A 19,542-nucleotide genomic window follows, 5' to 3' on the forward strand; every position below is an offset into this window, starting at 1 on the left:
GTTAGCGCTGTGCACATAGACGTGTTTCGATCAATGCGCTGACTTTCTAGGGGGCTTTACAGCTGATGTGCGAGTTTAGACAGTTTTACCTGATAGATGCCCAAGAAAATTTGACGCTAACTCTTTAATCTTTTGAATGAAATTCTCGGGCTAGGCCCCACCACACATCAGATACTCCAAGCTTTTCTGTTTGTATTTTAGCTTGGCACATTGGCCTGAAGGCGGTATCGGCCACTTCATTTACCCCTGCATGGAGAGCGGCAAAATGACAGGCATCACTGTCGCAAAGATGAGTTGCTTCCATGAAAAAACTTCTACGCTGGGCGTTGAAGCGATAACGGATTTCAAACACCGTTATTTGAGTCATCACTGGCCTCCTGTCGTTGCAACAACAGCTTTTCAAAAGCTTAGTACCGCAACAAACGGATCAGAGATAAACCGACTGGTGGTAAGGATTTTCGGTACAGGCTGAGTAACGCCAGCGTGCTCTAGAGGTGCAGCATTTTTATCAAACGAACCGGGACGCCAGATATTGATATCTCTTACAGTAGTCAACAATGCGCACGATCTGCTACCAGCGCAGCCAGCGTCGCCCGAGTAATGCGCCTAGTACAGTCGGCACCAGCATGCCCAGCAAATACCACCCCCCCCAAAATGGTACTTGCGTCTCGGGGCAATGCAGGGAATATGCAATCGTCGCCATTGCACTGGCGAGTAGTCCGCCGCAGGCTCCTGACAGCGTCAGGTTGGTTGGTGCGAGACCGCGTAGCGCCCAAAACACAGCGATAAACCCCGGAATCGACAGCAAGGTTATGTTGAGTGCGCATACCTGCCAGGTTTCGCCGAGAATGATCGCAAGTCGATCATCAGGTGCGGCCACCATGAGTACGTAGATAGCGCCGACCCACACCGCAGCGACTGCGGCAACAATCAAAATTTTGCCGGGGCCCGAGGTTACTCCAGGTCTAGCCAGCCTCATTACCATGCTCAGCGCACCGATCATCAGACAAAGCGGGAAGGCGATCTTAGCCCAAAAAATCGGTGTAGCCATGACATGGCCCAGGTCTGGCCGAACACCCATTATTGCTACTACCAGCAAAGTGGCGCTCAAGAGCCCGGCCAGCACCGCGCCGCTGAATCGCTTAGCGAGCGTCCTGCGGTCAACCGGGGCCACGCCAGACGCAAGCATGGAAATAAAATCATCAGTATTCATCGTGCACCTCGAACTCTTAACGCAAGTGCTTTCAGCCCACGGTGTATGCCTATCTTCACCGCTGACTCAGATAACCCCGTCATTTGAGCGGTTTCAGTAACAGACAGCCCTTCTAGTTTCACGTGCACGATAGGTAGACGCTGACGTTCAGGTAGCTGCTCAAGCAACCTGCTGAGGTCGCGACTGGCCTGTGCAGGTTCAAGGTGTGGCTCGGCAAACAGTTCTGCCGCATCGTCGAGAGAATCATTGAACACGTCGTGACGTGACCTCCCTCGGAAAAAATCGGTGATCTTGTAGCGCGCAATGGCAAAAACCCACGCCGTCAGCGGTTGGTCTATCCGATAAGTCTGGCGCGCATTATGAACGGCCAGCAAAACCTCTTGCAGCAAATCCTCGACTTCACCAGGTCGCTGCTGAAGCTTCGAGCGTAAAAAACCACGAAGATGACCACTTAACTCCGATAAAAACGTTCGATAAGACCGCTCATCTCCGTCCAGTCCTGCGATAAACAGAGCCTGAAGATGGAGCTCTCGACTGCGCAACACGTCGTTATGTGTAGTTCGTTCCATCGTTCGCTCGGGTTACACGGAAATTAAGAATATCTCGCTCATGCATGAAGCCAGCGTTGGTGACGGGCAGCAGATCTTGCATGCGGTTACCGGCATAAGGTTACAAGCGAATCAGTTTTGCAGATCTGAGAAATATTTTACGGTCGCTGTAACCGGATATGGGAAGCCATCGAACTACCTTTTGGATCGCAACCACAGTGCTCAAGCGCTGATGCGACGCCACCCCCATCATCTGGAGACAAAACCATGAATAATCTCAAACTTGCCGCCCTCGCTGTTGCCTTCTCTTCGTTCGCTGCCGGTGCTATGGCCGCAGAGACTCCTGCCGCAGCGGGCGCCATGGAGAAATGTTACGGCGTTTCCCTGGCCGGTAAGAACGATTGCAAGGCGGGCGCAGGTACCACCTGTGCAGGCACGGCCAAAGTGGACTACCAGGCTAATGCCTGGAAAAACGTTCCTGCAGGTACGTGTACCTCCATCAAGACTCCAAAAGGCATGGGCACTCTCGCACCTAAGTAATCGTAAAGCCACGGGGGAACACCGACCATGAAAACTGAACGCCAGATGGGGGCCGGACTCGGTCTGAAACCGAATCATTACTCAGATGCGCTTGACTGCACAGCTGAGGGGCTCTGGTTCGAAGTTCATCCGGAAAACTACATGGTAGGTGGTGGCCCCCGTCTCGCATGGCTGGAGTCAATTGGGAGTCAACACCCGCTGTCGCTGCACGGTGTTTCACTTTCACTTGCTGCCGATTGTCCGCCGGACGAAAACCATTTGAAGCGCCTGAAAGCACTGGTCGATCAGGTTCAGCCCGCATTGATTTCCGAACACCTAGCCTGGTCAGCATGGCGTGGTCAGTATAATCCTGACCTACTGCCATTCCCTCGTACAGTCGAGGCATTGCAGCGCATCGTGAGCAATATCCAACGTACACAAGACGCCTTAAGACGTCCTATTGCCATTGAAAACCCCACACATTACCTACGCCTGGAAGGTCATGAATTCAGCGAAATCGACTTTTTGACCGAGCTGAGCGTGAGAACTGGCTGTGGGTTACTGCTGGATGTCAATAACGTACACATCAGCGCGCATAACCTGGGCTTCGATGCGGCGACGTATCTGGATGCCTTCCCGGCCAAGGCGATTGTGGAAATCCATTTGGCAGGCCACGCAGTGGATCCGGGAGATACGCGGTTGCTGATAGATACACACGATGCCCCCATCGCGAACAACGTCTGGGTGCTCTATCAACGCATTATCGAACGGATCGGCATGCGCCCGACCTTGATCGAGCGCGACGACAATATCCCAGGATTCGACGTCTTGCTGGCTGAACGAGACAGAGCACAGACTCTGTTAAACATCGGTAAAAAGCGACCATCAGAAGTGACGATATGAACACCTCACTCGAAAGCTTTCAGGATGCATTCGTCGATGCGTTATATGAACGAAATTCGACTGGAATGACTGCTCTAATCGAACAGCCCGGTTTTTTGGTGTACCGCAATACTGTATTGAAAGGATCGACGGACGCATTACTCGCGAACTTTCCCACCATAGAGCGTTTGGTCGGTACAAAGTGGCTCAAGGCCGCCGCAGCGATTTATGCCCGGCAGTCACCACCGACGGATTCCCGATTGCTGCACTACGGCGCTGATTTCCCGGATTTTCTCGACGCTTTTGAGCATGCGCGAGAGATGTCTTATCTGGGCGACGTCGCCCGCCTGGATCTGCTCTGGACACAAGTCCATTGCGCTAAAGATGAGCCCGACATTGATCCGAGCGCATTTGCGAACCTGTCCCAAAAGGACTTGGCCCGTAGCCGGCTCACACCGAGGGCTGCTTCCCGTTGGGCCTGGTTCCCAGACCACCCGGCCTACACCATCTGGCGCCTCAATCGCGAACAGCGGGACATGCCTGACGAACTCGACTGGCGCGGCGAAGGAGCGCTTCTGACGCGCAAGCAAGGCCGGGTTTGTTGGGAGGCTGCCAGTGCTGCGGATTGCACGTTTCTAGACGCCTGCGCGGCATACCTGCCGCTTGAACTGGCCGCAGAAAAAGCCGTTGAGGTTCAGTCTGATTTGGATCTGGCAGACCTCATTGCCCGCTTGTTCAGTGCCGACGCGTTCGTCGCTGTAAAAACCCACCGCTCTCTCTGAGGACTTAACACCAACTGAACCAACGGAGCACATCATGGACGTGATACAAAATACGTCGCCCACCGCCGATAAATCCTTGCGTGGCATGTGGAACCGCATTGCAGACCGACTTGGCTTAATGATTGGTGACTCACTATTGGTGCTGGTTGCTCGCCTATCTATCGCGGCCATTTTCTTTATGTCAGGACGCACCAAAGTCAGTGGATTTTTGACGGTCACACCCAGTACCTATGAGCTGTTCCGCACAGAATACTCACTGCCATTCATCTCTCCAGAACTGGCTGCGCATCTCGCTACCTACAGTGAGCATTTGTTTCCACTGCTTCTTGTGCTGGGCCTGTTCTCACGACTATCAGCATTCGCGTTACTGGGCATGACTTTTGTGATCCAGGTGTTTGTCTACCCTGACGCCTGGCCAACGCACTTTTCCTGGGCGGGCCTCCTACTGCTCATCGTCGCACGTGGTGGAGGTGCTATGTCGCTGGATCGACCACTCGGCATCAAGTGACACTCAGCGCTCATGAATAATTGGCTAGCCACGCATCATTTCTTCAAGCATTCGTGCTGTGGCAACGCCAGGCAGATCTGACACACGGGCTGCGGTGGCTAACGACAGCGCCAGCCTGACCAGATCGTGAGTAGGATTGCCGATGACGGTCTGATCAAGATCGCGAATGTGGATGTAATTTCACCCTTTAAATCACCTGTCGGCCCGAGGTTTCCAGCATGGCAGTCGCCACAGATCCAAACGGCAGGCCCACTTGGAAGTCGCAGACCGGACTGGCTATGCAACCACTCATAAAACTGTACCGTGCTACCTCGGACGTAGGCGTGTGCTGACTTTGCCATCTTGAGATTTTTAAGCTGAGAGAGCGGTTCTAATCGGGCGGAGGGGCCAGGAGTTTTCATAGGAATTCTTACAAGGGCGTAAATCTGTTGACTCACTTCCACCCCTAGATGTTTCGAAATATTACAGCTGATTATCGCTTTGAGCCCCAACAAAAAGGGCCCTCGCCGGGGCCCTTTTGTACTCAAACCGAACTCACTTGGTCAGCCAAGACTCGACGTTGACGGAGCTGCCGTGCGTACCTGCGCCAAACATTTGGTGAGTTCAACCAGTCCACTAAGTCCCTGGCGGTCAGTCACGCGAATTTGATGGCACCGCCCTGGATGTCGTCGCGCGCCAATCGCAGGTCATCGGCGTCCTGATTGAGCCGGTGAACCAGGTTGAGCAACCGTTGCCGCAACACCTCGTCCGTGAGCTGCTCAGTTGCACGCATAACATCCAACGCCGCGTGCTCATTGTTGGCAGCGACGGAGTCGAGCAGTTTGCGCATGCTTCTTGATGGCCGATTCATCTCTGGTACCTCGGATTCCAATGACGCGAATCATACGGCCAGATTATTTCGCCAGTGTTTCAACTGCGCGGGCTGGCTCTAAGCCACAGGCACCGGCCGAGTTGTCGACCGTAAACCATTGGATCTAGCTACCGGTTTCAAAGCGATCTGCAGGCTAAAGATGGTTTCCACATTGCGTTCAGGTGCTCGAAACCATAGCCTCATAATTGCTGTACATTCAAATCACGCATAAATTTGAATGTGCTAGTGGCAGATGATCATCGCCAAGGAGAGCAGGATGACGACAACACAAAGGAGAGATAAATGAGCCTTGCAATGACCCTCTTCAGCATGTTCGCTGCTTGGGTGGCGGTAGCTATTGCCATGCTGTGGGGAGTATTGCGAATCGCACATCGACACCAACCGCAAACCATCCAGAGACCTGCCGATGATGTTTCTCGGCAGAGAAACTCGTCGATGCCCAGAGCCAGCAACTAGCTGAGCGTCATTCTAATACCAAGTCAGAAAGCACAACATCGGGCGTGCACCGGTTGCGGTGCGTTTCGAGCCAGAACGCTGTACTGAGTCGGCACGGAGCTTCCGAAATGAATCCCACGACACCTGACGGTCACTACTTTGTAGTCAAAGGGCAGCTGTGGCGGTGCAGCAACCCATCGCTGAGTGAGGATGTGCGGCAGCAATTGGTCAATGACTTGATGGCGGCGCGTCGTGAGGTAAAGGCAGCGAAAGCTTCTGGCGATACTGGGCAGATGAAGCTGGCCAGGGCGCACGTCCAAACGGCGAAGGTGGCGCTCGGGGAGCGAGGGCCGGTTTGGTGGGGCGACGGCAGTCCTGATTTCAGTAGATATCAGGTCGCCAAGACACCCTATGCTGACTGGTACATCTCGTTGAACGCCGCAAGCCCTCCTGTGAGTTGACCGCCAGACGCTTCAAAATTATGCCAGCGATAATTATTACTGAGCCATAATTTAGAATAATGTAGCCAGTGCGATAGGCCGAAGCTAACGGCGATACGAGCTATCGACAATAGACAGTCCAAAGCTGATCAACACGAGTCGTGAAGCTCTGACTCATCAAATCCCGACGCATTCCCCAGTCTGGATCCGTTGGTACACTGGCAACACGCAATGTCCCCCTGCCCCACCTCCCATTTATTGCATCCAACACGCTCATGACTTTTTCGGTAGCTTCGGGTTGAGAAACAGAGAAAAGGTCATCGGTGTATTCACCCTTCTGACAGAGGCTGACAAGGAGAACCTCAGCCTTGCTGTATTTGAAACCTGGTCGAAAGATCCTATCCACCGCCTCTACGGCAGCCTTCGTCATCAGTCGCACATCGTCGGTTGGATACGGCAATTCAACCAACACACCATTGGCGTACTTGGCCTCTTCTGGATTGAACATGCGCGTGCGAATGCTGACCCTGACCTTCTTGCATAGCGACTGCTGAGCCCGGAGCTTCTCCGTGGCTCGCATCATGTAAGTGGCCACCGCCTCTTTGATCGGCGAAATCTCGGCGAGACGTTTCCCGAACATCCGGCTGCAGCATATCTCTTGCTTGGGTGGATTAGGCTCATCGAGCTCAAGACACGGCGTACCCGCAAGCTCGCGCGCCGTCTTCTCAATCACTACACTGAATTTCTTTCGCAGCATCCATGGATCTGTTTTGGAGAGATCCCAGGCGGACTTGATGCCCATGCCTTCCAGGTGAAGAGTCATCTTGCGTCCGACACCCCACACGTCTGACACCGAGCATTTCTTCAGTACCCAATCCCGCTTGATCTGTTCACGAAGATCGACGACACCTCCACTCTGCGCCTGCCATTTCTTCGCCGCGTGATTGGCCAGCTTACTGAGGGTTTTCGTACCGGCAATGCCTACTCCAACTGGGATGCCGGTACTCCGATAGACCTGTGCACGTATCCGTCGTCCGAGCGCTTCCAGATCACCTGGCACTCCAGCCAAATCGGCGAAGGCCTCATCGATGCTGTAGACCTCGACAGCCGGCACAAGCGACTCGATCACGCTCATCACGCGTTGGCTCAGATCGCCGTAGAGCGCGTAGTTCGATGAGAACGCTACGATGCCATGTTGCTTCAATTTTTCTTTGATTTGGAAGTACGGCTCACCCATCTTCACAAAGGGTTTGGCGTCGTAGCTGCGGGCGATTACGCACCCATCGTTATTGCTGAGCACTACGATGGGCGTGTTGCGAAGGTCTGGCCTGAAAACTCGCTCACAACTTGCGTAAAAGGAATTGCAGTCGATCAGGGCGAATGCTGGCTCAGGCTTTTTCATGGCTGCGCACGCTGTACAAAACAACGCCCCATACCAAAAGCTCTTCACCCTCCATCATGTAACGCGAAGGATATTTTGGATTCTCTGACTTGAGAACGATCTGGCCACACTCCTTGACCAATCGCTTGCAAACGGGCTCGCAATCCACAGCTGCAATGACGATATGTCCAGACTCCACTTCCATGGATCTGTCCACAATGGCCAGGTCGCCCGGAAAAATACCGGCTCCGATCATGCTGTCTCCTTCTATGCGCACGAGGTACACGTGAGGAGCCCGCAGATCGAGGAGTTCGTCCAAAGAGACCTTTTGCTCAAGATGGTCTGCCGCAGGCGACGGGAAACCTGCGGGGACGCGGTAGGAGTAAAACGGAAGCTGAATGCCGCTGCTGGATAGCGGGCCGAGGATGGTGACCATAATACAAATCGCCGAATACTGTATGTTCGTACAGTTAACCGCTGAACAGGGTTTGCGGTCAAACAAAGACTCATCACAGTCGACAGGGGGTACCACTGTGCGAGCGTGTGAGCCTCCTCGCTAAACCGCTGCTTTTTAAAGCTCGATCAAAAAATTAGGATCGAAACCGGTTGTCTGACCCGGGTAGCCACGAGGATTGGAAACGATTCGGCAACCCTGTTTAGCGAAGTCCGCTGCGATGTGGGTGTGTCCGTATACCCAAAGATCGGCCTTACCCAATAGCTCCGGCCAATCATTCGCATAGGCTGCGACCAAGTGTTCAGGCAAGTCATCACCGACATGTTCCAAGGTTGGCGCGTGGTGCGTAACCACTGCGGTTATGCCGTCGAATGGCTTATCCAGCTCTGCAGAAAGCCAGGCATAGGCCGCCTTGGATTTGGCCATCAGATCATCTGGGCGAAGGCGCCGGTAACTCTCATCTGTTCTGATCACAGTGAAATCGTTCATCCACTCCCAGGCGATGCGTTTCGCCGCAACGACATCTCCAGTCGACGAATAATCTGTCCACGCTGTAGTGACCAAAAATCGGGTTTGATCCAGGATCAGGACTTCATTTTCGAGCACGTGAACATTCGGCGCTGCCGCTTCTTTCATTTTGCGCAACGTGTGCTCAATGTGCCCACCGTAGTACTCATGATTGCCGCACACGTAGATTACCGGGCACTGGAACACTTCGTTCGCCCATTTCACTCCTCGCGATTTCAGGTCTATGTCACCCGCGAGGATGACCACGTCCGCATCGCTCGGGCCAGGATCGAATTTAGAAAATTCATTGTGCAGATCTGAATAGATTTGAAGCTTCATTGGATTACCCGCCCTGAGCAACGCTCCGCGCATTCTTAAACCGGTGTATGAGCGGTCTGCTGTTTCATCGGGTCGATGGCTTGCATCCGATCACTTCATTTGCAGTCGTCTGAGAGTGACCAATTGATGTGCTCGAAGCATCGTACGCTCAGCCAACGCCCCTCTCCTAAAGTCCCGGTCTGCCCGCAAACTTCGCAAGTCGAAAGCGACCGTTCTTCTGCCGCGACAACGGCCCCACGGCACGCCTTGTCACCGCCAGAAAAATAGAAGCGCAACCCACCAAACTTTTCCTTCACTTGGAGCACCTTCACCTGAGGAACATCAGGATGAGAATCCAGGTGAATTTGCAAAGTGCGGCACAGTTCATCAATCAGATTTAGCCATCCGGCCAGGCATGCAATCTCCCGGAGATGGGTGTTGGAAAAAAGTTCTGGATAGCGCTCTCGTAAAATGGGCAATAGCTCATCTGTCATATGATTCCAATGCTCCAATTTTAGTTTGAAAGCACACCATTAATGCCGAGACAGCAGGCAAGCTCGAGCACCTCATCGGCGCGCACTGATCTCAAGGACGACTTTCGATACCCTAGCCTGCAACCTGCAATCGCCTCTTCGCGCCAGCGCCTAGCTGTACCAAATTCAGTGTTTGGTAGGTCTGGCCGCCCCCAAAGGCCGGGGGTTTTCAACAATATCAATCGCCATTGTCAGCTCAAGCTGCATATGCGCAAAAACTGTATCGAGGTTCGGATGAGCTCCCGAATCGCGCAAGGCATTCACCACCTGCAGTAGCTCTCGACCCTGCGCGACTGGCATCTGAACATCGCAGTACACCGTGTCGTCCTTAACAGCCATCACCAACCCTCCGCATATTTTCTAATCTATGTTGGGGTACAAAGCTGAAGCCAAACCCTTGTAAAGCAATGCAAGGATCCGTGCGTCCAACAGGGCATGATGCGGCAGGTCTGGGAGCTCCACCTCTTGCAGGGCGTCGGTGCTCACCTTGCTGAATAGCGTGGTGAGGTTGGTTGGCCGGTTAATGACATGTGCTGGCCAGCGGCGATCCACATATGCCAGGTCACAAAAAAAATCCCAGTCCCAATCCGGGGCGTCCGTGCATATTTCGAGCGTCTCATCAAAGCACGCAAGGAAACCGCTTAAGGATGCTTGAGATGCCGCAAAGGTTTGGCCATGCAGCGATGGGTTGAGTTGCGGGAGTACGTGCTCGATGACAAACTCACTGCAGTCAGTGACGTCATAGGTATCCAGAAGCTCGACGTAGAACTCTTGACCTGACTCAGCCACCAGCCCCAAAGAGATGAGCTTGGTGTCTTTGTTGAGCCGAGTAAACTCGCAGTCCAGAAAGAGCTTCAACCTTGACGCTCATTCATCAGAATCGACCTTCTGTCTCACATCGAACCCATTGAACTCGCCGAGGTGGATATTTCGACACGGCGTTAATTCTATGTACCGGCGTGCGATTAGGTAATCAGGAAAATCAGACAGCAGGGAATATTCGTCCGCAGCCTCACAGGTCTGACTTTTGTATACCTCAATCGTCTCAAGAAGGTCGAAATCTTTAAGCGCTTTAAATGGGCCGCAGCGATTGTATGACGCAAAAATGCCATACGATAAGCTGAGTGGTTCACCTTTGCGAATGAGTAATTCCACCTTCTACCCCCGTAAATTTCGCGGATCATCCGATAGACGCCCCTAGAGGCCGGCAGCCTTCTTGAGCGTCGTTCGTAGTGAGAGCTCGCCTAGTGAAAACTACATTTAGTTCGCCGTAGAAAGCTTCTAAAACTAGCCCTGCCGTTATCTCGTTTGAAAGAGGCGACGACGTATCGGGAATTCTGAGTGGTTAGCACCCAGTACCGCCCTTCCTTTTGCGCTTGACTGATATCGCTGGTGCGCAAAAGGTGTTCGTCTGCATAGCGCCCATGAGGGCCTTGATTAACGTGACCATAAACGACACCCACCGCTGAGTTTGCGTAGATGAAAACGTCACTCAAGAATGCGGTTATGGGCTCATTGTATGAATGCTTACGCGCTCGAATAATTCGCAAAATATGAAAGTCGGTCAAGCGTTTGGAGTGGAGTTCGATTTCTGTGCCATTCGTCATTGGCAGATCCCTGATCAATAGATTTTCCGGATTTTGGTCAACGACTCGACGGTGAAAGATGGGGCGTGAACGTCGGTATAGACAGAACCGCTCTCCAGCTCCAGCACACAAACTTGGATGTCGTTCCCGTCAAAGCCAATGGATACTCCAGATAATTTTTCCATAAGCCATTCACCGCCTCTGTTCATCCATGGGGGCGTTACAGCCTGGACTTCGGTAACCACAATATCGGAGCTTTGCGACGAAAGAATTTCGTGGAGCTTGCTCTCGTCACTCGGCATCACAACCAAAGAGACCAGTCGATCTTCGTGACGAATTTTTAGAGTGACGTGGTACCAGTGCGTCTGGATGGAGCGAGAGATCATGTGCCAATGTGACAGGCCTTCTCCGAACATGCCTGGTACGCCCGCCATGTCACTTTCGTTGGTTCTGAACATCTTTGATTCTCAACTTCGAACGCTCGCACGCGAGATGTACGTTTAAAAAAAAGAAAGAGCTGTTTTGAGGCTGATGACTTTTTCGTGACCAGGCCCCATCAACACATAGATCGTATTTCGCGTTTCAAAGAAAAACCCTTCTTCAAACGAAACCGCGAACGTGGAGCGCACCCAGTCACCGACATCAAATCTTCTCTGGCTGTCGAAGACGACATTGTTAGCAAAAACGATGAGGGGAAGCTGGCCTTCGCCGTGGATTTTGTTGAGCTCGTCTTCAGTGACGTCTACTCGAAAAATCGTCCAATCCTCGATCATGCAGTAGGGCTTGTACGGATAGAAAGCTCGCACGAGCCCTGTGAGAATCTCGTAGGAGCCCAACGATCCATTGCGGGGCTCGCCAGGGCCGGTGAGTAGTTCTTCAGCCCCTTCGTTTTCATCTCTGCTCAATCTCAAAATCTCCGTCAATCCAGCTAATGTGTTCAGTGCACGCTCGCTTCATAGGTCTCGCAACCGGAAGCCAACCCCTTCTCGAACCAAGGTGATGGTTGATCTCGGTCTGCGTACCCCCGATCTCGGTGCTCGAGGTATTTAGAGCAACTCTATATCTGGGGTGCCCACAGGTACGTCGGTTTTAGTGCTCCTAGAGAAAGCCTTGCTCGCGCCCTACTACCTTCGAACCGAGGCATCTAGCCCGCCGGTGCACCCGGCAGAACGGATAATACACTATATTGACGTTTATTCGTAAAGCTCAGTTATGGCTATATCCTGACTTTTGAGAAAGTCATGGAACTGAGAACCGCATTTGCAGGCGTACTTCGGGCGCTACGCCTAGTCCGGCGCGCCAGGTACGCTGACGTCTCGGATGCGACCCACCGGCGTAAAGTCAGTGCTCTCGAGAACGCGCAAACCAGCATCACCGTCGAGCAATTTGACGAGTTGGCGCAATCCCTTGGTCTCGATCCCATAGCGATGCTTACCCTCTGCATTGCCCACCGTCAGGGTGAGCAGCCACTCACCGTGATTGGCCGTGCCTTGACCGACGTGGCGGCCTTCGAAGCTGAGGGTGGCATGAAGGTGCTCAGCGAACAGTTCGATGCCGACGGTAACCTCATAAAACGAGGACGTGGCAAACCGCTAAACGCAGATAACGAGAGAGCGGTATTGGCGCTTAAGGCGGAAGGTGTGACGCAGCAGCAGGCAGCGGCGCAGTTAGGGCTGGCTTTGACGTCTGTGAGGGAATACTGGAAGAAGTCCTAGGTATTTCGCAGTCAGTGGTCGAGGCTAAGATCGCGCCCCACTTAGGAGGCCGCGATTAAGTATTCACGTTTGGCCGAGTCTATCCGCGTGTAGAGGCGCTAGCCGTATAGCTAGGCGTTCACCTCGACCGCCGAGCAAGCGGAGTGCGCGGGCCGAATGGCCAAAGGCGTGCGGATGAAAATGCGTAGCATGTGAGAGCCGTCACCCCAGCATTCGTCCTCCAACCAGACAACTCGGTTGAGCCAACACCTGGAACACGCCGAAAACGCGGGCCTGGCGCTACATTTTGTTTTTCCGCCGCAGGCGGCTTCTTAGGTATGCTCAGGGAGCGGCAAGTGGAGCGCGCGGGCATGCGGATAGCAGCCCGCCAAGGCCGAGACGCCAAGCAGCCCGGCTTACGATAGCCGTTCCCGAAGGGCACGCCAGAAGTCAATCTAGGTTAGCTCCTCGAATCACATCAATTGCCAAAATCCAAAGTCGTCACCCCCTCCCTCTCCTAACGTCCGACATCCAAGACGTTCGATCTGTTCGTCATCGATGGAGCGTTATCCCCGATCTTTTCCGCCTATGCTCCCTTCAGCATTGCTGCGGTCGGGCAGCGGTGCCAGAAATACGGGCTTCAGTGGTCTCCGAGATGCCAATATGAAAGTGTAAACAGACGGGTATATTTGGGGGCTATTTTTACGTTTTCAGCGTAAGTTGAGCATGCTGGTGATGATTATCAGCTGTAGGCCTTGCTATACGGGCATCCCAGAATTTAGATTTTTTTACATAGTCGTTGACAACGCTAAGTCACTAAGCGTACTGAATGGTCGAGATCGATACACTCAGACGGTCCGCCAACTGTCGTAACGAAGGCAGACGGATGCGCGTGTCACCCACCGGCTCATTGATCAGATTGGTCAGATATCGGTACACCGCCTGATACGCGAAGTCGGTTTCTCGTGGCCCTTTCATGGGCAAGGGCCGAATGCCATGTAAACGTGATCATGCATCGTCAATAAGTCCGTCAAACCAGGCACTTTCAGCGCCCCGCTGACCATTCATCCGCCACAGCCGTGTCGTCGTCATATTCGGCTGCCTCGGCCTGCAAACCTGCGCGGCTTATTTCCGGGACGCCTGCCCTACCCTCATCCGCAGACACCGGATCCATGCGGTAAAGCTTGCTGATTAGGTGGACAGGCAACCCGCTGACGTCGGTCATCCATTGCAGAACCTGCTCCGGCACCGGGTTACCCTGCATTGCCCGGTGCAAATCGGGCATCGCCACGAGCATGCCGGGGTGGCACTGACGCAGAAAACGCTCAAGCGCAGCGCCATGCTCGACAAACGGTGAATAGAGCAGGCACACCAGTTGCGCCTCGCTCAGGCCAAGGTCTTTTTGAGTCTCGGCCGCTGCCAGAACTCGCTGCTCGGCCCACGTTGCCGGGTTGCCAAACGCCTCCACCGCTTGTTCGCACAACCGTTCCGCCAGTTGTTTGCGGCGCATCATCACCAATGTCCGTTGCAGATATTCGGCGACACCCGTCTCGTAGCTCCGACCGTGTACGAAGCACGACTGCAAACCCCGAACGTGTGCGCAGATAGAAAAGCTGACGTGCTCGTTGTCGCTGAGCTGTGCCGCCGGCTCATCGGATTGATAACCAAGAAACTCGGTGGTCAGTGGCCAGCGCTCTTCGAGGTTGCTGACCAGCATGTCGTGAATGTCGATGTACGTGGCGCGGCGACACGCCTCAAATCGTTCAGCCGGACGCCACACTGCCTGCTCATGCTCAGCATAAAAAGCGCGGTAACAGTCGCTGCCCAGTTCATCGAGCAGCGCGAATAGCTCCTCGTAGCCGCTTTCGTAGTGATTCGAGGACTTGAGCCCGGCTTTGGCGGCAGCACGCTTCAATCCGTCGAGAAACTGTTTCTGCTGGCGAGGCGTGTCGCTACTGACCAATGCATCGACACCGCTGTCCCAACGAGCAATTTGCCCATAGAACTCACCGGTGGCCAGGTATCCGTCGTCCCACAGATCATGCAGCCCATTACAGGTGCGACGATGGCCAACCATCAAAAGATTGAGCCGATTCGACTCACGGCCGGCGTCGGAGATCGGTGTCAGGTGGTTGAACGGCAGGACTTCCCGGTTATCGACCATCAACACTTCGACCCGAGGATCGTCGTAGAGGAACAAGGCGCTGTAGCTGCGATGGATATTTTCCAGGGCCGTCGAGCTTACGCCGTTCAAACGCAAGGAAGCCACTCGCAACCGGAATGTCGCAGGCGCCCGACCGGCAATACTCAGTTGTGCTGCGCGTAGCAGCGCCAGAGTGTAGCAACTGTCGCGGGACCCGGACTGAATCGCCAGGACCTTGTAATCGCCAATACGCTCCATGCCCCCGGCGGCTACCACCAGGCGCTGAATCATAAGCTGCAATGCCGTGCGTTCGGCGCGAGAGAAGAAACTCAACAATCGCTGCAGCACTTGCTGATAGACATAGTTCATCGCTTGATCATGAATATTGGTCATCTTAATTTACCTGATGCTTGTAAGTTCGATATCGCACTAACAACGACATGCACTGCGCAATGGGTTGCCTGCCACGATTGAAGTACTGGACGCTATTGCCAAATGCTAACACTTAAGTTTTTGGTAATTATTTGAAATGTTTGGACGTCACCCCTGCTCCCGCCAGAGACAGGTTGCCGCGAGGCCCTGCAGAGTCTGCCTCTTGCGGCTGCGCGCAACATCCTAGGAAATGTCCGACAGCGTCCCACAGACATTTAGCACAAGAAATAAAGAAAGAAGTCGCCCATGTTTTGTCGGCAACTGCGCAACGACGCGCTATTTGTCGGATATCTATTAACAGTGTGTATTGAAAAGTATCAACCAGATACCCAGCCATGACTCATTCCTTGAGATGAAAGTAATCATTCAATTATCAAGGCTTATATGATGATTAGAAGATACAGATTGAGAGCAAAAACCAGTTCAGTTGCTGAACTGCCCCATTGACCGGTCAATGGAAGGTCTCATTTATGGCAGATGACGCATACAGAAGAGTCCGTGGGGCACGGACTCTTGCAGAGGGGCTTATCTAAAGGGCTTATGCAGGTTGGACCTGGAGGGCGACCCGTTCGCGGCATGGACATTCGTCCATGTAGCGGTGAGCTTCGACAAACTCGGCAAACGGGAAGACCCGCGTCTTGAGCGGCAGCAGCACGCGGTCGGCGGTCAGCTGGTTGATGTCGCGCAAGGCACGTTGCAGTGCGACCTGGTCCTGGATGATGCCCAGCTCCGGCTTGCCGGTGAAGTTGCCGATGCAGTGCACAAAGAACTGAATGTTCTTCTGGAACGCTGCACAGGCCGGGAATGGCGTCTGGTTGCCACCTTGCAGGCCGTACAGCACCAGACTACCGCGAGGTGCAAGCACATCGCCGAGCAACGACATCTGTGGGCCGCCAAGACCATCGAACACCACGTCCACGCCGCGATTGTCGGTGATCTTGTTGATCTGCATCAGCAGGTCCTGTTCTTCGGTGACGATGACTTTCTCGGCGCCGAGGGACAGCAGGTATTCACGTTCTTCCGCGGTTTTGGTGGCGGCAATTACCCGAATGCCCAGCGCCTTGCCCAGTTGGACGAAGGACGGACCGGCACAGTGACTGGCGTCGGTCACCAGCGCGAATTGCCCCGGTTTGACCCGTGCCAGATCGACATAAGCAAAGTAGGCGATCAGCAGCGGCGTGTAATGCACGCTGGCTTCGATCGGGCTGAGCACGTCCGGGTAACGGGTGAGTGCCGAGCGCGGCAGAACAATCTGCTCACCGTAGACCGGGTAGTCGTTCGGGCTTTCAGCCGGGAAGCTGGCAACCTTGTCGCCGACCGTCAGATCATCAACGCCCTCGCCGACCGCCGTGACGACGCCGGACATTTCATGGCCAAGGCCTGAAGGCAGACGAGCGTGTGAAGAGGCCAGGTTCTGGCGCCAGAGAATGTCGTACCAGCTGATGCCAATCGCCTCGACGCGCACCTGCACTTCGCCCGGCGCAGGGAGAGCGGCCGCATGCTCTTCGCATTTGAGCACCTCGGCTGGACCAAACTTGTGAAAACGGATCGTGCGGGACATCGCAAACCTCGTCAAAGAAACCTCTAATGCCCTGAACTCTATCTGGGCTTTCTACCCAAGACTATCAGTGGCTATTAATAGTCGACATGCCTGTCATTGATTCCGCAGCGCCGGCGACATCGTCAAATGCCGTGAAAACCGAAGCAGCCTTTTCAGGAAAACTGAATTACTCGGTGCAGAGTAGCAGCCTTTCCCCTTAATATTCATGCCGGCCATTGTTCCCATATGGCCGCTTTCGTCAAGCTTGATGACTCTGCCAGGACTCCAGATGAATCGTAATGACCTGCGTCGTGTCGACCTGAACCTGTTAATCGTTTTCGAAACATTGATGCACGAACGCAGTGTGACCCGCGCTGCGGAGAAATTGTTCCTCGGCCAGCCGGCCATCAGTGCGGCACTCTCGCGCCTGCGCGGCTTGTTCGATGATCCGTTGTTCGTGCGTACCGGCCGTAGCATGGAACCGTCCGCCCGAGCGGTGGAAATCTTCGCCCTGCTCTCGCCTGCACTGGATTCGATTTCCACCGCAGTCAGCCGTGCCGCGGAATTTGACCCAGCCACCAGCACGGCGGTGTTTCGCATCGGTCTGTCGGACGATGTCGAATTCGCCCTGCTACCGATGCTGCTCAAGCGTCTGCGCGCCGAATCACCGGGGATCGTGCTGGTGGTGCGTCGGGCCAACTACATCCTGATGCCGAGCCTGCTGGCCTCGGGCGAGATTTCCATCGGCGTCAGCTACACCGCCGACTTGCCGGCCAACGCCAAACGCAAGGTGCTGCGCCGCAGCATGCCGAAGCTGTTGCGGGCCGACACGGTACCAGGGCCATTGAGCCTGGATGATTTCTGCGCGCGGCCTCATGCGCTGGTGTCCTTCGCGGGCGACCTCAGCGGCTTTATAGATGAAGAGCTGCAAAAGCTCGGGCGCAAACGACATGTGGTCCTCGCGGTGCCGCAGTTCAACGGACTCAGCACACTCATCAGCGGGACCGATATTGTCGCGACCGTGCCTGATTACACGGCTGATGCGCTGACAGCCGCTGGCGGTGTGCGGGCTGAAGATCCGCCATTGCCGGTGCGCAGCTTTGAGTTGCACATGGCCTGGCGTGGGTCGCAGGACAATGATCCCGGCGAGCGGTGGCTAAGATCGCGGATTCAGATGTTCTTTGGGGATCCGGATAGTTTGGCCTGAGCCTGGAAATATGTTTGGGTTGATGGCCCTATCGCGAGCAAGCTCGCTTGTATGTTTAGACTTGAAGGGGTGACCTCGACTCGGCCCCAAGCCAGATCTTTGCACTCCCCGCAACACAGATTTGTCATCAGGCAGATTGATAGCCACCTAACGAAAGGTGCACGCTAGAGGGCTTGCCGGGGCCTTATATCATTCCGAATGATAGTTACCTTTGCCTCATTCGATTCGTGCGATACATCCTCGCCGAGCATCATCCGTCCATTCTCAATACATTGGCGGATGCATCCATGGAACAATCACTCAAACATTTGCGCTTCCCGTTGGCCCTGTTGGCCGTGCTGGTGATGAGCGCCTGCGGCAAGACTCCGGACACGGCCGCCACTATGCCCGCAGCCAAAGTCAGCGTGGCCAAGGTGCTGGAACAACCGGTCAATGAATGGGACGAATTCACCGGGCGCCTCGAAGCGCCGGAAACCGTAGAAATTCGTCCACGGGTCTCCGGCCAGATCGATGAAGTGGCCTTCACTGAAGGCGCATTGGTCAAGAAAGGCGACCTGTTGTTTCAGATTGACCCACGTCCATTCCAGGCCGAGGTCCGCCGCCTCGAAGCCCTGGTTGCCCAATCCCGCGCCAACGCCACCCGCAGCGAAAATGAAGCCCAACGCGGTGAGCGTCTGCGCACCAGTAATGCGATTTCCGCCGAACTGGCCGATTCGCGCACCAGTGCTTCGCAAGAAGCCCGCGCCGCCGTCGGCGCCCTCCAGGCGCAACTGGACCTGGCCAAACTGAACCTGAGTTTCACCCGTGTTACTGCGCCGATCAGTGGTCGCGTCAGCCGTGCGGAAATCACCGCCGGCAACCTGGTGACCGCCGATACCACTGCGCTGACCAGTGTGGTTTCCACTGACAAGGTCTACGCCTACTTCGACGCCGACGAGCGTGTATTCCTCAAGTACACCGCGCTCGCTCGCCAAGGCAAACGCGGTGCAACCACCCCGGTTTACCTTGGCCTGTCCAATGAAGACGGCAACCCGCACCAAGGCGTGATGAACTTCGTCGACAACCAGGTCAACCCGAAAACCGGCACCATCCGCGGTCGTGCAGTGTTCGACAACAGCGGCGGCGCTTACACCCCAGGCCTGTATGCCCGCCTGAAACTGGTCGGCAGCGGCACCTACTCTGCCGTGTTGATCAATGACGAAGCGGTCGGTACCGATTTGGGTAAAAAGTTCGTACTGGTGATGGATGCCGACAACAAGACGGTGTACCGCTCAGTCGAACTGGGTCCGAAGATTGAAGGCTTGCGCATCGTGCGCAGCGGCCTGAACAAGGATGACACCGTCATCGTCAAGGGTCTGCAACGGGTTCGCCCTGGCTCGCCGGTCACCCCTGAAGTGATTCCGATGGCCAGCGAACAAACCCTCGCCGCTCTGGCTCAACAACGACAAGCGCTGGAAGCCAGCAACCTGCCCCAAGTCGCACCTGCCAAGGTCGCGCCGGGTTCGGTTGTGAAACTGGCTGCTGCGACTCCACGCGGTTAAGGGACGAT

At 54.7% G+C, this 19,542-nt stretch carries 23 protein-coding genes and 2 pseudogenes; 8 read left to right on the forward strand and 17 right to left on the reverse strand.

Annotated elements, in window-relative coordinates:
• Nucleotides 1-124: 124 nt before the first annotated feature.
• The 3 genes from ACYZTU_RS15545 to ACYZTU_RS15555 form a co-directional block, all read right to left on the reverse strand.
• Nucleotides 125-367: a DUF6555 family protein gene (locus ACYZTU_RS15545; RefSeq protein ID WP_461964017.1), complete on the reverse strand. Its 243-nt coding sequence runs from the start codon at nt 365-367 to the stop codon at nt 125-127.
• Between the two features lie 204 nt (nt 368-571).
• Nucleotides 572-1,213, reverse strand: a complete 642-nt coding sequence (locus ACYZTU_RS15550) for a DUF1109 domain-containing protein (RefSeq protein ID WP_461964019.1) — start codon at nt 1,211-1,213, stop codon at nt 572-574.
• Entirely contained in the window at nt 1,210-1,782 is a 573-nt protein-coding gene (locus ACYZTU_RS15555; protein WP_461964021.1) for a sigma-70 family RNA polymerase sigma factor, read from the reverse strand. The genes ACYZTU_RS15550 and ACYZTU_RS15555 overlap by 4 nt, the downstream gene beginning before the upstream one ends.
• 246 nt (nt 1,783-2,028) lie before the next feature.
• Between ACYZTU_RS15555 and ACYZTU_RS15560 the strand changes: the two genes are divergently transcribed.
• Genes ACYZTU_RS15560 through ACYZTU_RS15575 form a run of 4 tightly spaced genes read left to right on the forward strand, consistent with a single transcriptional unit; the run spans nt 2,029 to nt 4,452 of the window.
• Entirely contained in the window at nt 2,029-2,301 is a 273-nt protein-coding gene (locus tag ACYZTU_RS15560; protein ID WP_461964023.1) for a BufA1 family periplasmic bufferin-type metallophore, read from the forward strand.
• Between the two features lie 27 nt (nt 2,302-2,328).
• A complete protein-coding gene (bufB, locus tag ACYZTU_RS15565) occupies nt 2,329-3,183 on the forward strand; it encodes an MNIO family bufferin maturase (protein ID WP_461964025.1) in 855 nt (284 codons plus the stop codon).
• A complete protein-coding gene (locus tag ACYZTU_RS15570; protein ID WP_461964027.1) occupies nt 3,180-3,944 on the forward strand; it encodes an HvfC/BufC family peptide modification chaperone in 765 nt (254 codons plus the stop codon). The genes bufB and ACYZTU_RS15570 overlap by 4 nt, the downstream gene beginning before the upstream one ends.
• Nucleotides 3,945-3,978: 34 nt before the next feature.
• A complete protein-coding gene (locus ACYZTU_RS15575) occupies nt 3,979-4,452 on the forward strand; it encodes a DoxX family protein (protein WP_461964029.1) in 474 nt (157 codons plus the stop codon).
• Nucleotides 4,453-4,479: 27 nt separating this feature from the next.
• Here ACYZTU_RS15575 and ACYZTU_RS15580 read toward each other — a convergent pair.
• Together ACYZTU_RS15580 and ACYZTU_RS15585 are read right to left on the reverse strand one after the other, a co-directional pair.
• Nucleotides 4,480-4,853: pseudogene (locus tag ACYZTU_RS15580) on the reverse strand (DUF2252 family protein); the annotation flags it as partial.
• Nucleotides 4,854-5,086: 233 nt separating this feature from the next.
• Entirely contained in the window at nt 5,087-5,302 is a 216-nt protein-coding gene (locus ACYZTU_RS15585; RefSeq protein WP_128605289.1) for a hypothetical protein, read from the reverse strand.
• A gap of 584 nt (nt 5,303-5,886) precedes the next feature.
• Between ACYZTU_RS15585 and ACYZTU_RS15590 the strand changes: the two genes are divergently transcribed.
• The gene (locus ACYZTU_RS15590) at nt 5,887-6,219 is read left to right on the forward strand and encodes a hypothetical protein (protein WP_461964031.1); all 333 of its coding nucleotides are present in this window, start codon (nt 5,887-5,889) and stop codon (nt 6,217-6,219) included.
• A gap of 100 nt (nt 6,220-6,319) precedes the next feature.
• Here the strand turns inward: ACYZTU_RS15590 and umuC are convergent, their stop codons facing one another.
• The 9 genes from umuC to ACYZTU_RS15635 all read right to left on the reverse strand — a co-directional run bounded on the left by umuC (nt 6,320) and on the right by ACYZTU_RS15635 (nt 11,882).
• On the reverse strand, nt 6,320-7,600 hold the full coding sequence (gene umuC, locus ACYZTU_RS15595; RefSeq protein ID WP_461964033.1) for a translesion error-prone DNA polymerase V subunit UmuC: 1,281 nt from the start codon (nt 7,598-7,600) through the stop codon (nt 6,320-6,322).
• A complete protein-coding gene (locus tag ACYZTU_RS15600; RefSeq protein WP_461971061.1) occupies nt 7,587-8,018 on the reverse strand; it encodes a LexA family protein in 432 nt (143 codons plus the stop codon). The genes umuC and ACYZTU_RS15600 overlap by 14 nt, the downstream gene beginning before the upstream one ends.
• Nucleotides 8,019-8,150: 132 nt before the next feature.
• Nucleotides 8,151-8,879, reverse strand: coding sequence for a metallophosphoesterase family protein (locus tag ACYZTU_RS15605; protein ID WP_461964035.1), 729 nt, complete (start codon nt 8,877-8,879; stop codon nt 8,151-8,153).
• Nucleotides 8,880-8,974: 95 nt separating this feature from the next.
• Entirely contained in the window at nt 8,975-9,352 is a 378-nt protein-coding gene (locus ACYZTU_RS15610; RefSeq protein ID WP_461964037.1) for a hypothetical protein, read from the reverse strand.
• Between the two features lie 165 nt (nt 9,353-9,517).
• Nucleotides 9,518-9,730, reverse strand: coding sequence for a hypothetical protein (locus ACYZTU_RS15615; protein WP_461964038.1), 213 nt, complete (start codon nt 9,728-9,730; stop codon nt 9,518-9,520).
• A gap of 21 nt (nt 9,731-9,751) precedes the next feature.
• Nucleotides 9,752-10,249 carry a hypothetical protein gene (locus ACYZTU_RS15620; protein WP_461964039.1) on the reverse strand — a complete coding sequence of 166 codons (498 nt, stop codon included), beginning with the start codon at nt 10,247-10,249 and terminating at the stop codon, nt 9,752-9,754.
• A 9-nt stretch (nt 10,250-10,258) separates the two neighbouring features.
• Complete coding sequence (locus ACYZTU_RS15625) at nt 10,259-10,546, reverse strand: hypothetical protein (RefSeq protein ID WP_461964040.1); 288 nt, start codon at nt 10,544-10,546, stop codon at nt 10,259-10,261.
• A 466-nt stretch (nt 10,547-11,012) separates the two neighbouring features.
• Nucleotides 11,013-11,435, reverse strand: coding sequence for a hypothetical protein (locus ACYZTU_RS15630; RefSeq protein ID WP_461964042.1), 423 nt, complete (start codon nt 11,433-11,435; stop codon nt 11,013-11,015).
• Between the two features lie 42 nt (nt 11,436-11,477).
• The gene (locus ACYZTU_RS15635; RefSeq protein ID WP_461964044.1) at nt 11,478-11,882 is read right to left on the reverse strand and encodes a DUF6957 family protein; all 405 of its coding nucleotides are present in this window, start codon (nt 11,880-11,882) and stop codon (nt 11,478-11,480) included.
• A 336-nt stretch (nt 11,883-12,218) separates the two neighbouring features.
• Between ACYZTU_RS15635 and ACYZTU_RS15640 the strand changes: the two genes are divergently transcribed.
• Nucleotides 12,219-12,692 (forward strand): XRE family transcriptional regulator, encoded by a 474-nt coding sequence (locus tag ACYZTU_RS15640; RefSeq protein ID WP_461964047.1) that lies wholly within the window; start codon nt 12,219-12,221, stop codon nt 12,690-12,692.
• 798 nt (nt 12,693-13,490) lie between these two features.
• Here ACYZTU_RS15640 and ACYZTU_RS15645 read toward each other — a convergent pair.
• The 3 genes and pseudogenes from ACYZTU_RS15645 to ACYZTU_RS15655 all read right to left on the reverse strand — a co-directional run.
• Nucleotides 13,491-13,649: pseudogene (locus ACYZTU_RS15645) on the reverse strand (PLP-dependent aminotransferase family protein); the annotation flags it as partial.
• A gap of 67 nt (nt 13,650-13,716) precedes the next feature.
• The gene (locus ACYZTU_RS15650) at nt 13,717-15,207 is read right to left on the reverse strand and encodes a hypothetical protein (protein ID WP_461964049.1); all 1,491 of its coding nucleotides are present in this window, start codon (nt 15,205-15,207) and stop codon (nt 13,717-13,719) included.
• Between the two features lie 577 nt (nt 15,208-15,784).
• Entirely contained in the window at nt 15,785-16,807 is a 1,023-nt protein-coding gene (locus ACYZTU_RS15655; RefSeq protein WP_461964051.1) for a zinc-dependent alcohol dehydrogenase family protein, read from the reverse strand.
• A 268-nt stretch (nt 16,808-17,075) separates the two neighbouring features.
• Here ACYZTU_RS15655 and ACYZTU_RS15660 point away from each other — a divergent pair, with 268 nt between their 5' ends.
• Both ACYZTU_RS15660 and mexE read left to right on the forward strand, forming a co-directional pair.
• Nucleotides 17,076-17,993 (forward strand): LysR family transcriptional regulator, encoded by a 918-nt coding sequence (locus tag ACYZTU_RS15660; protein WP_449645499.1) that lies wholly within the window; start codon nt 17,076-17,078, stop codon nt 17,991-17,993.
• Nucleotides 17,994-18,280: 287 nt separating this feature from the next.
• Entirely contained in the window at nt 18,281-19,534 is a 1,254-nt protein-coding gene (gene mexE, locus ACYZTU_RS15665) for a multidrug efflux RND transporter periplasmic adaptor subunit MexE (RefSeq protein ID WP_461964053.1), read from the forward strand.
• Nucleotides 19,535-19,542: the final 8 nt, after the last annotated feature.

It is taken from the genome of Pseudomonas sp. HLT2-19-2 (assembly GCF_054898005.1).

Excerpts from the sequence above, each read along its gene's own strand:
- ACYZTU_RS15545 (WP_461964017.1), bottom strand. The coding sequence starts at position 367 with ATGACTCAAATAACGGTGTTTGAAATCCGTTATCGCTTCAACGCCCAG.
- ACYZTU_RS15550 (WP_461964019.1), bottom strand. The coding sequence starts at position 1,213 with ATGAATACTGATGATTTTATTTCCATGCTTGCGTCTGGCGTGGCCCCG.
- ACYZTU_RS15555 (WP_461964021.1), bottom strand. The coding sequence starts at position 1,782 with ATGGAACGAACTACACATAACGACGTGTTGCGCAGTCGAGAGCTCCAT.
- ACYZTU_RS15560 (WP_461964023.1), top strand. The coding sequence starts at position 2,029 with ATGAATAATCTCAAACTTGCCGCCCTCGCTGTTGCCTTCTCTTCGTTC.
- bufB (WP_461964025.1), top strand. The coding sequence starts at position 2,329 with ATGAAAACTGAACGCCAGATGGGGGCCGGACTCGGTCTGAAACCGAAT.
- ACYZTU_RS15570 (WP_461964027.1), top strand. The coding sequence starts at position 3,180 with ATGAACACCTCACTCGAAAGCTTTCAGGATGCATTCGTCGATGCGTTA.
- ACYZTU_RS15575 (WP_461964029.1), top strand. The coding sequence starts at position 3,979 with ATGGACGTGATACAAAATACGTCGCCCACCGCCGATAAATCCTTGCGT.
- ACYZTU_RS15585 (WP_128605289.1), bottom strand. The coding sequence starts at position 5,302 with ATGAATCGGCCATCAAGAAGCATGCGCAAACTGCTCGACTCCGTCGCT.
- ACYZTU_RS15590 (WP_461964031.1), top strand. The coding sequence starts at position 5,887 with ATGAATCCCACGACACCTGACGGTCACTACTTTGTAGTCAAAGGGCAG.
- umuC (WP_461964033.1), bottom strand. The coding sequence starts at position 7,600 with ATGAAAAAGCCTGAGCCAGCATTCGCCCTGATCGACTGCAATTCCTTT.
- ACYZTU_RS15605 (WP_461964035.1), bottom strand. The coding sequence starts at position 8,879 with ATGAAGCTTCAAATCTATTCAGATCTGCACAATGAATTTTCTAAATTC.
- ACYZTU_RS15610 (WP_461964037.1), bottom strand. The coding sequence starts at position 9,352 with ATGACAGATGAGCTATTGCCCATTTTACGAGAGCGCTATCCAGAACTT.
- ACYZTU_RS15615 (WP_461964038.1), bottom strand. The coding sequence starts at position 9,730 with ATGGCTGTTAAGGACGACACGGTGTACTGCGATGTTCAGATGCCAGTC.
- ACYZTU_RS15630 (WP_461964042.1), bottom strand. The coding sequence starts at position 11,435 with ATGTTCAGAACCAACGAAAGTGACATGGCGGGCGTACCAGGCATGTTC.
- ACYZTU_RS15640 (WP_461964047.1), top strand. The coding sequence starts at position 12,219 with ATGGAACTGAGAACCGCATTTGCAGGCGTACTTCGGGCGCTACGCCTA.
- ACYZTU_RS15650 (WP_461964049.1), bottom strand. The coding sequence starts at position 15,207 with ATGACCAATATTCATGATCAAGCGATGAACTATGTCTATCAGCAAGTG.
- ACYZTU_RS15655 (WP_461964051.1), bottom strand. The coding sequence starts at position 16,807 with ATGTCCCGCACGATCCGTTTTCACAAGTTTGGTCCAGCCGAGGTGCTC.
- ACYZTU_RS15660 (WP_449645499.1), top strand. The coding sequence starts at position 17,076 with ATGAATCGTAATGACCTGCGTCGTGTCGACCTGAACCTGTTAATCGTT.
- mexE (WP_461964053.1), top strand. The coding sequence starts at position 18,281 with ATGGAACAATCACTCAAACATTTGCGCTTCCCGTTGGCCCTGTTGGCC.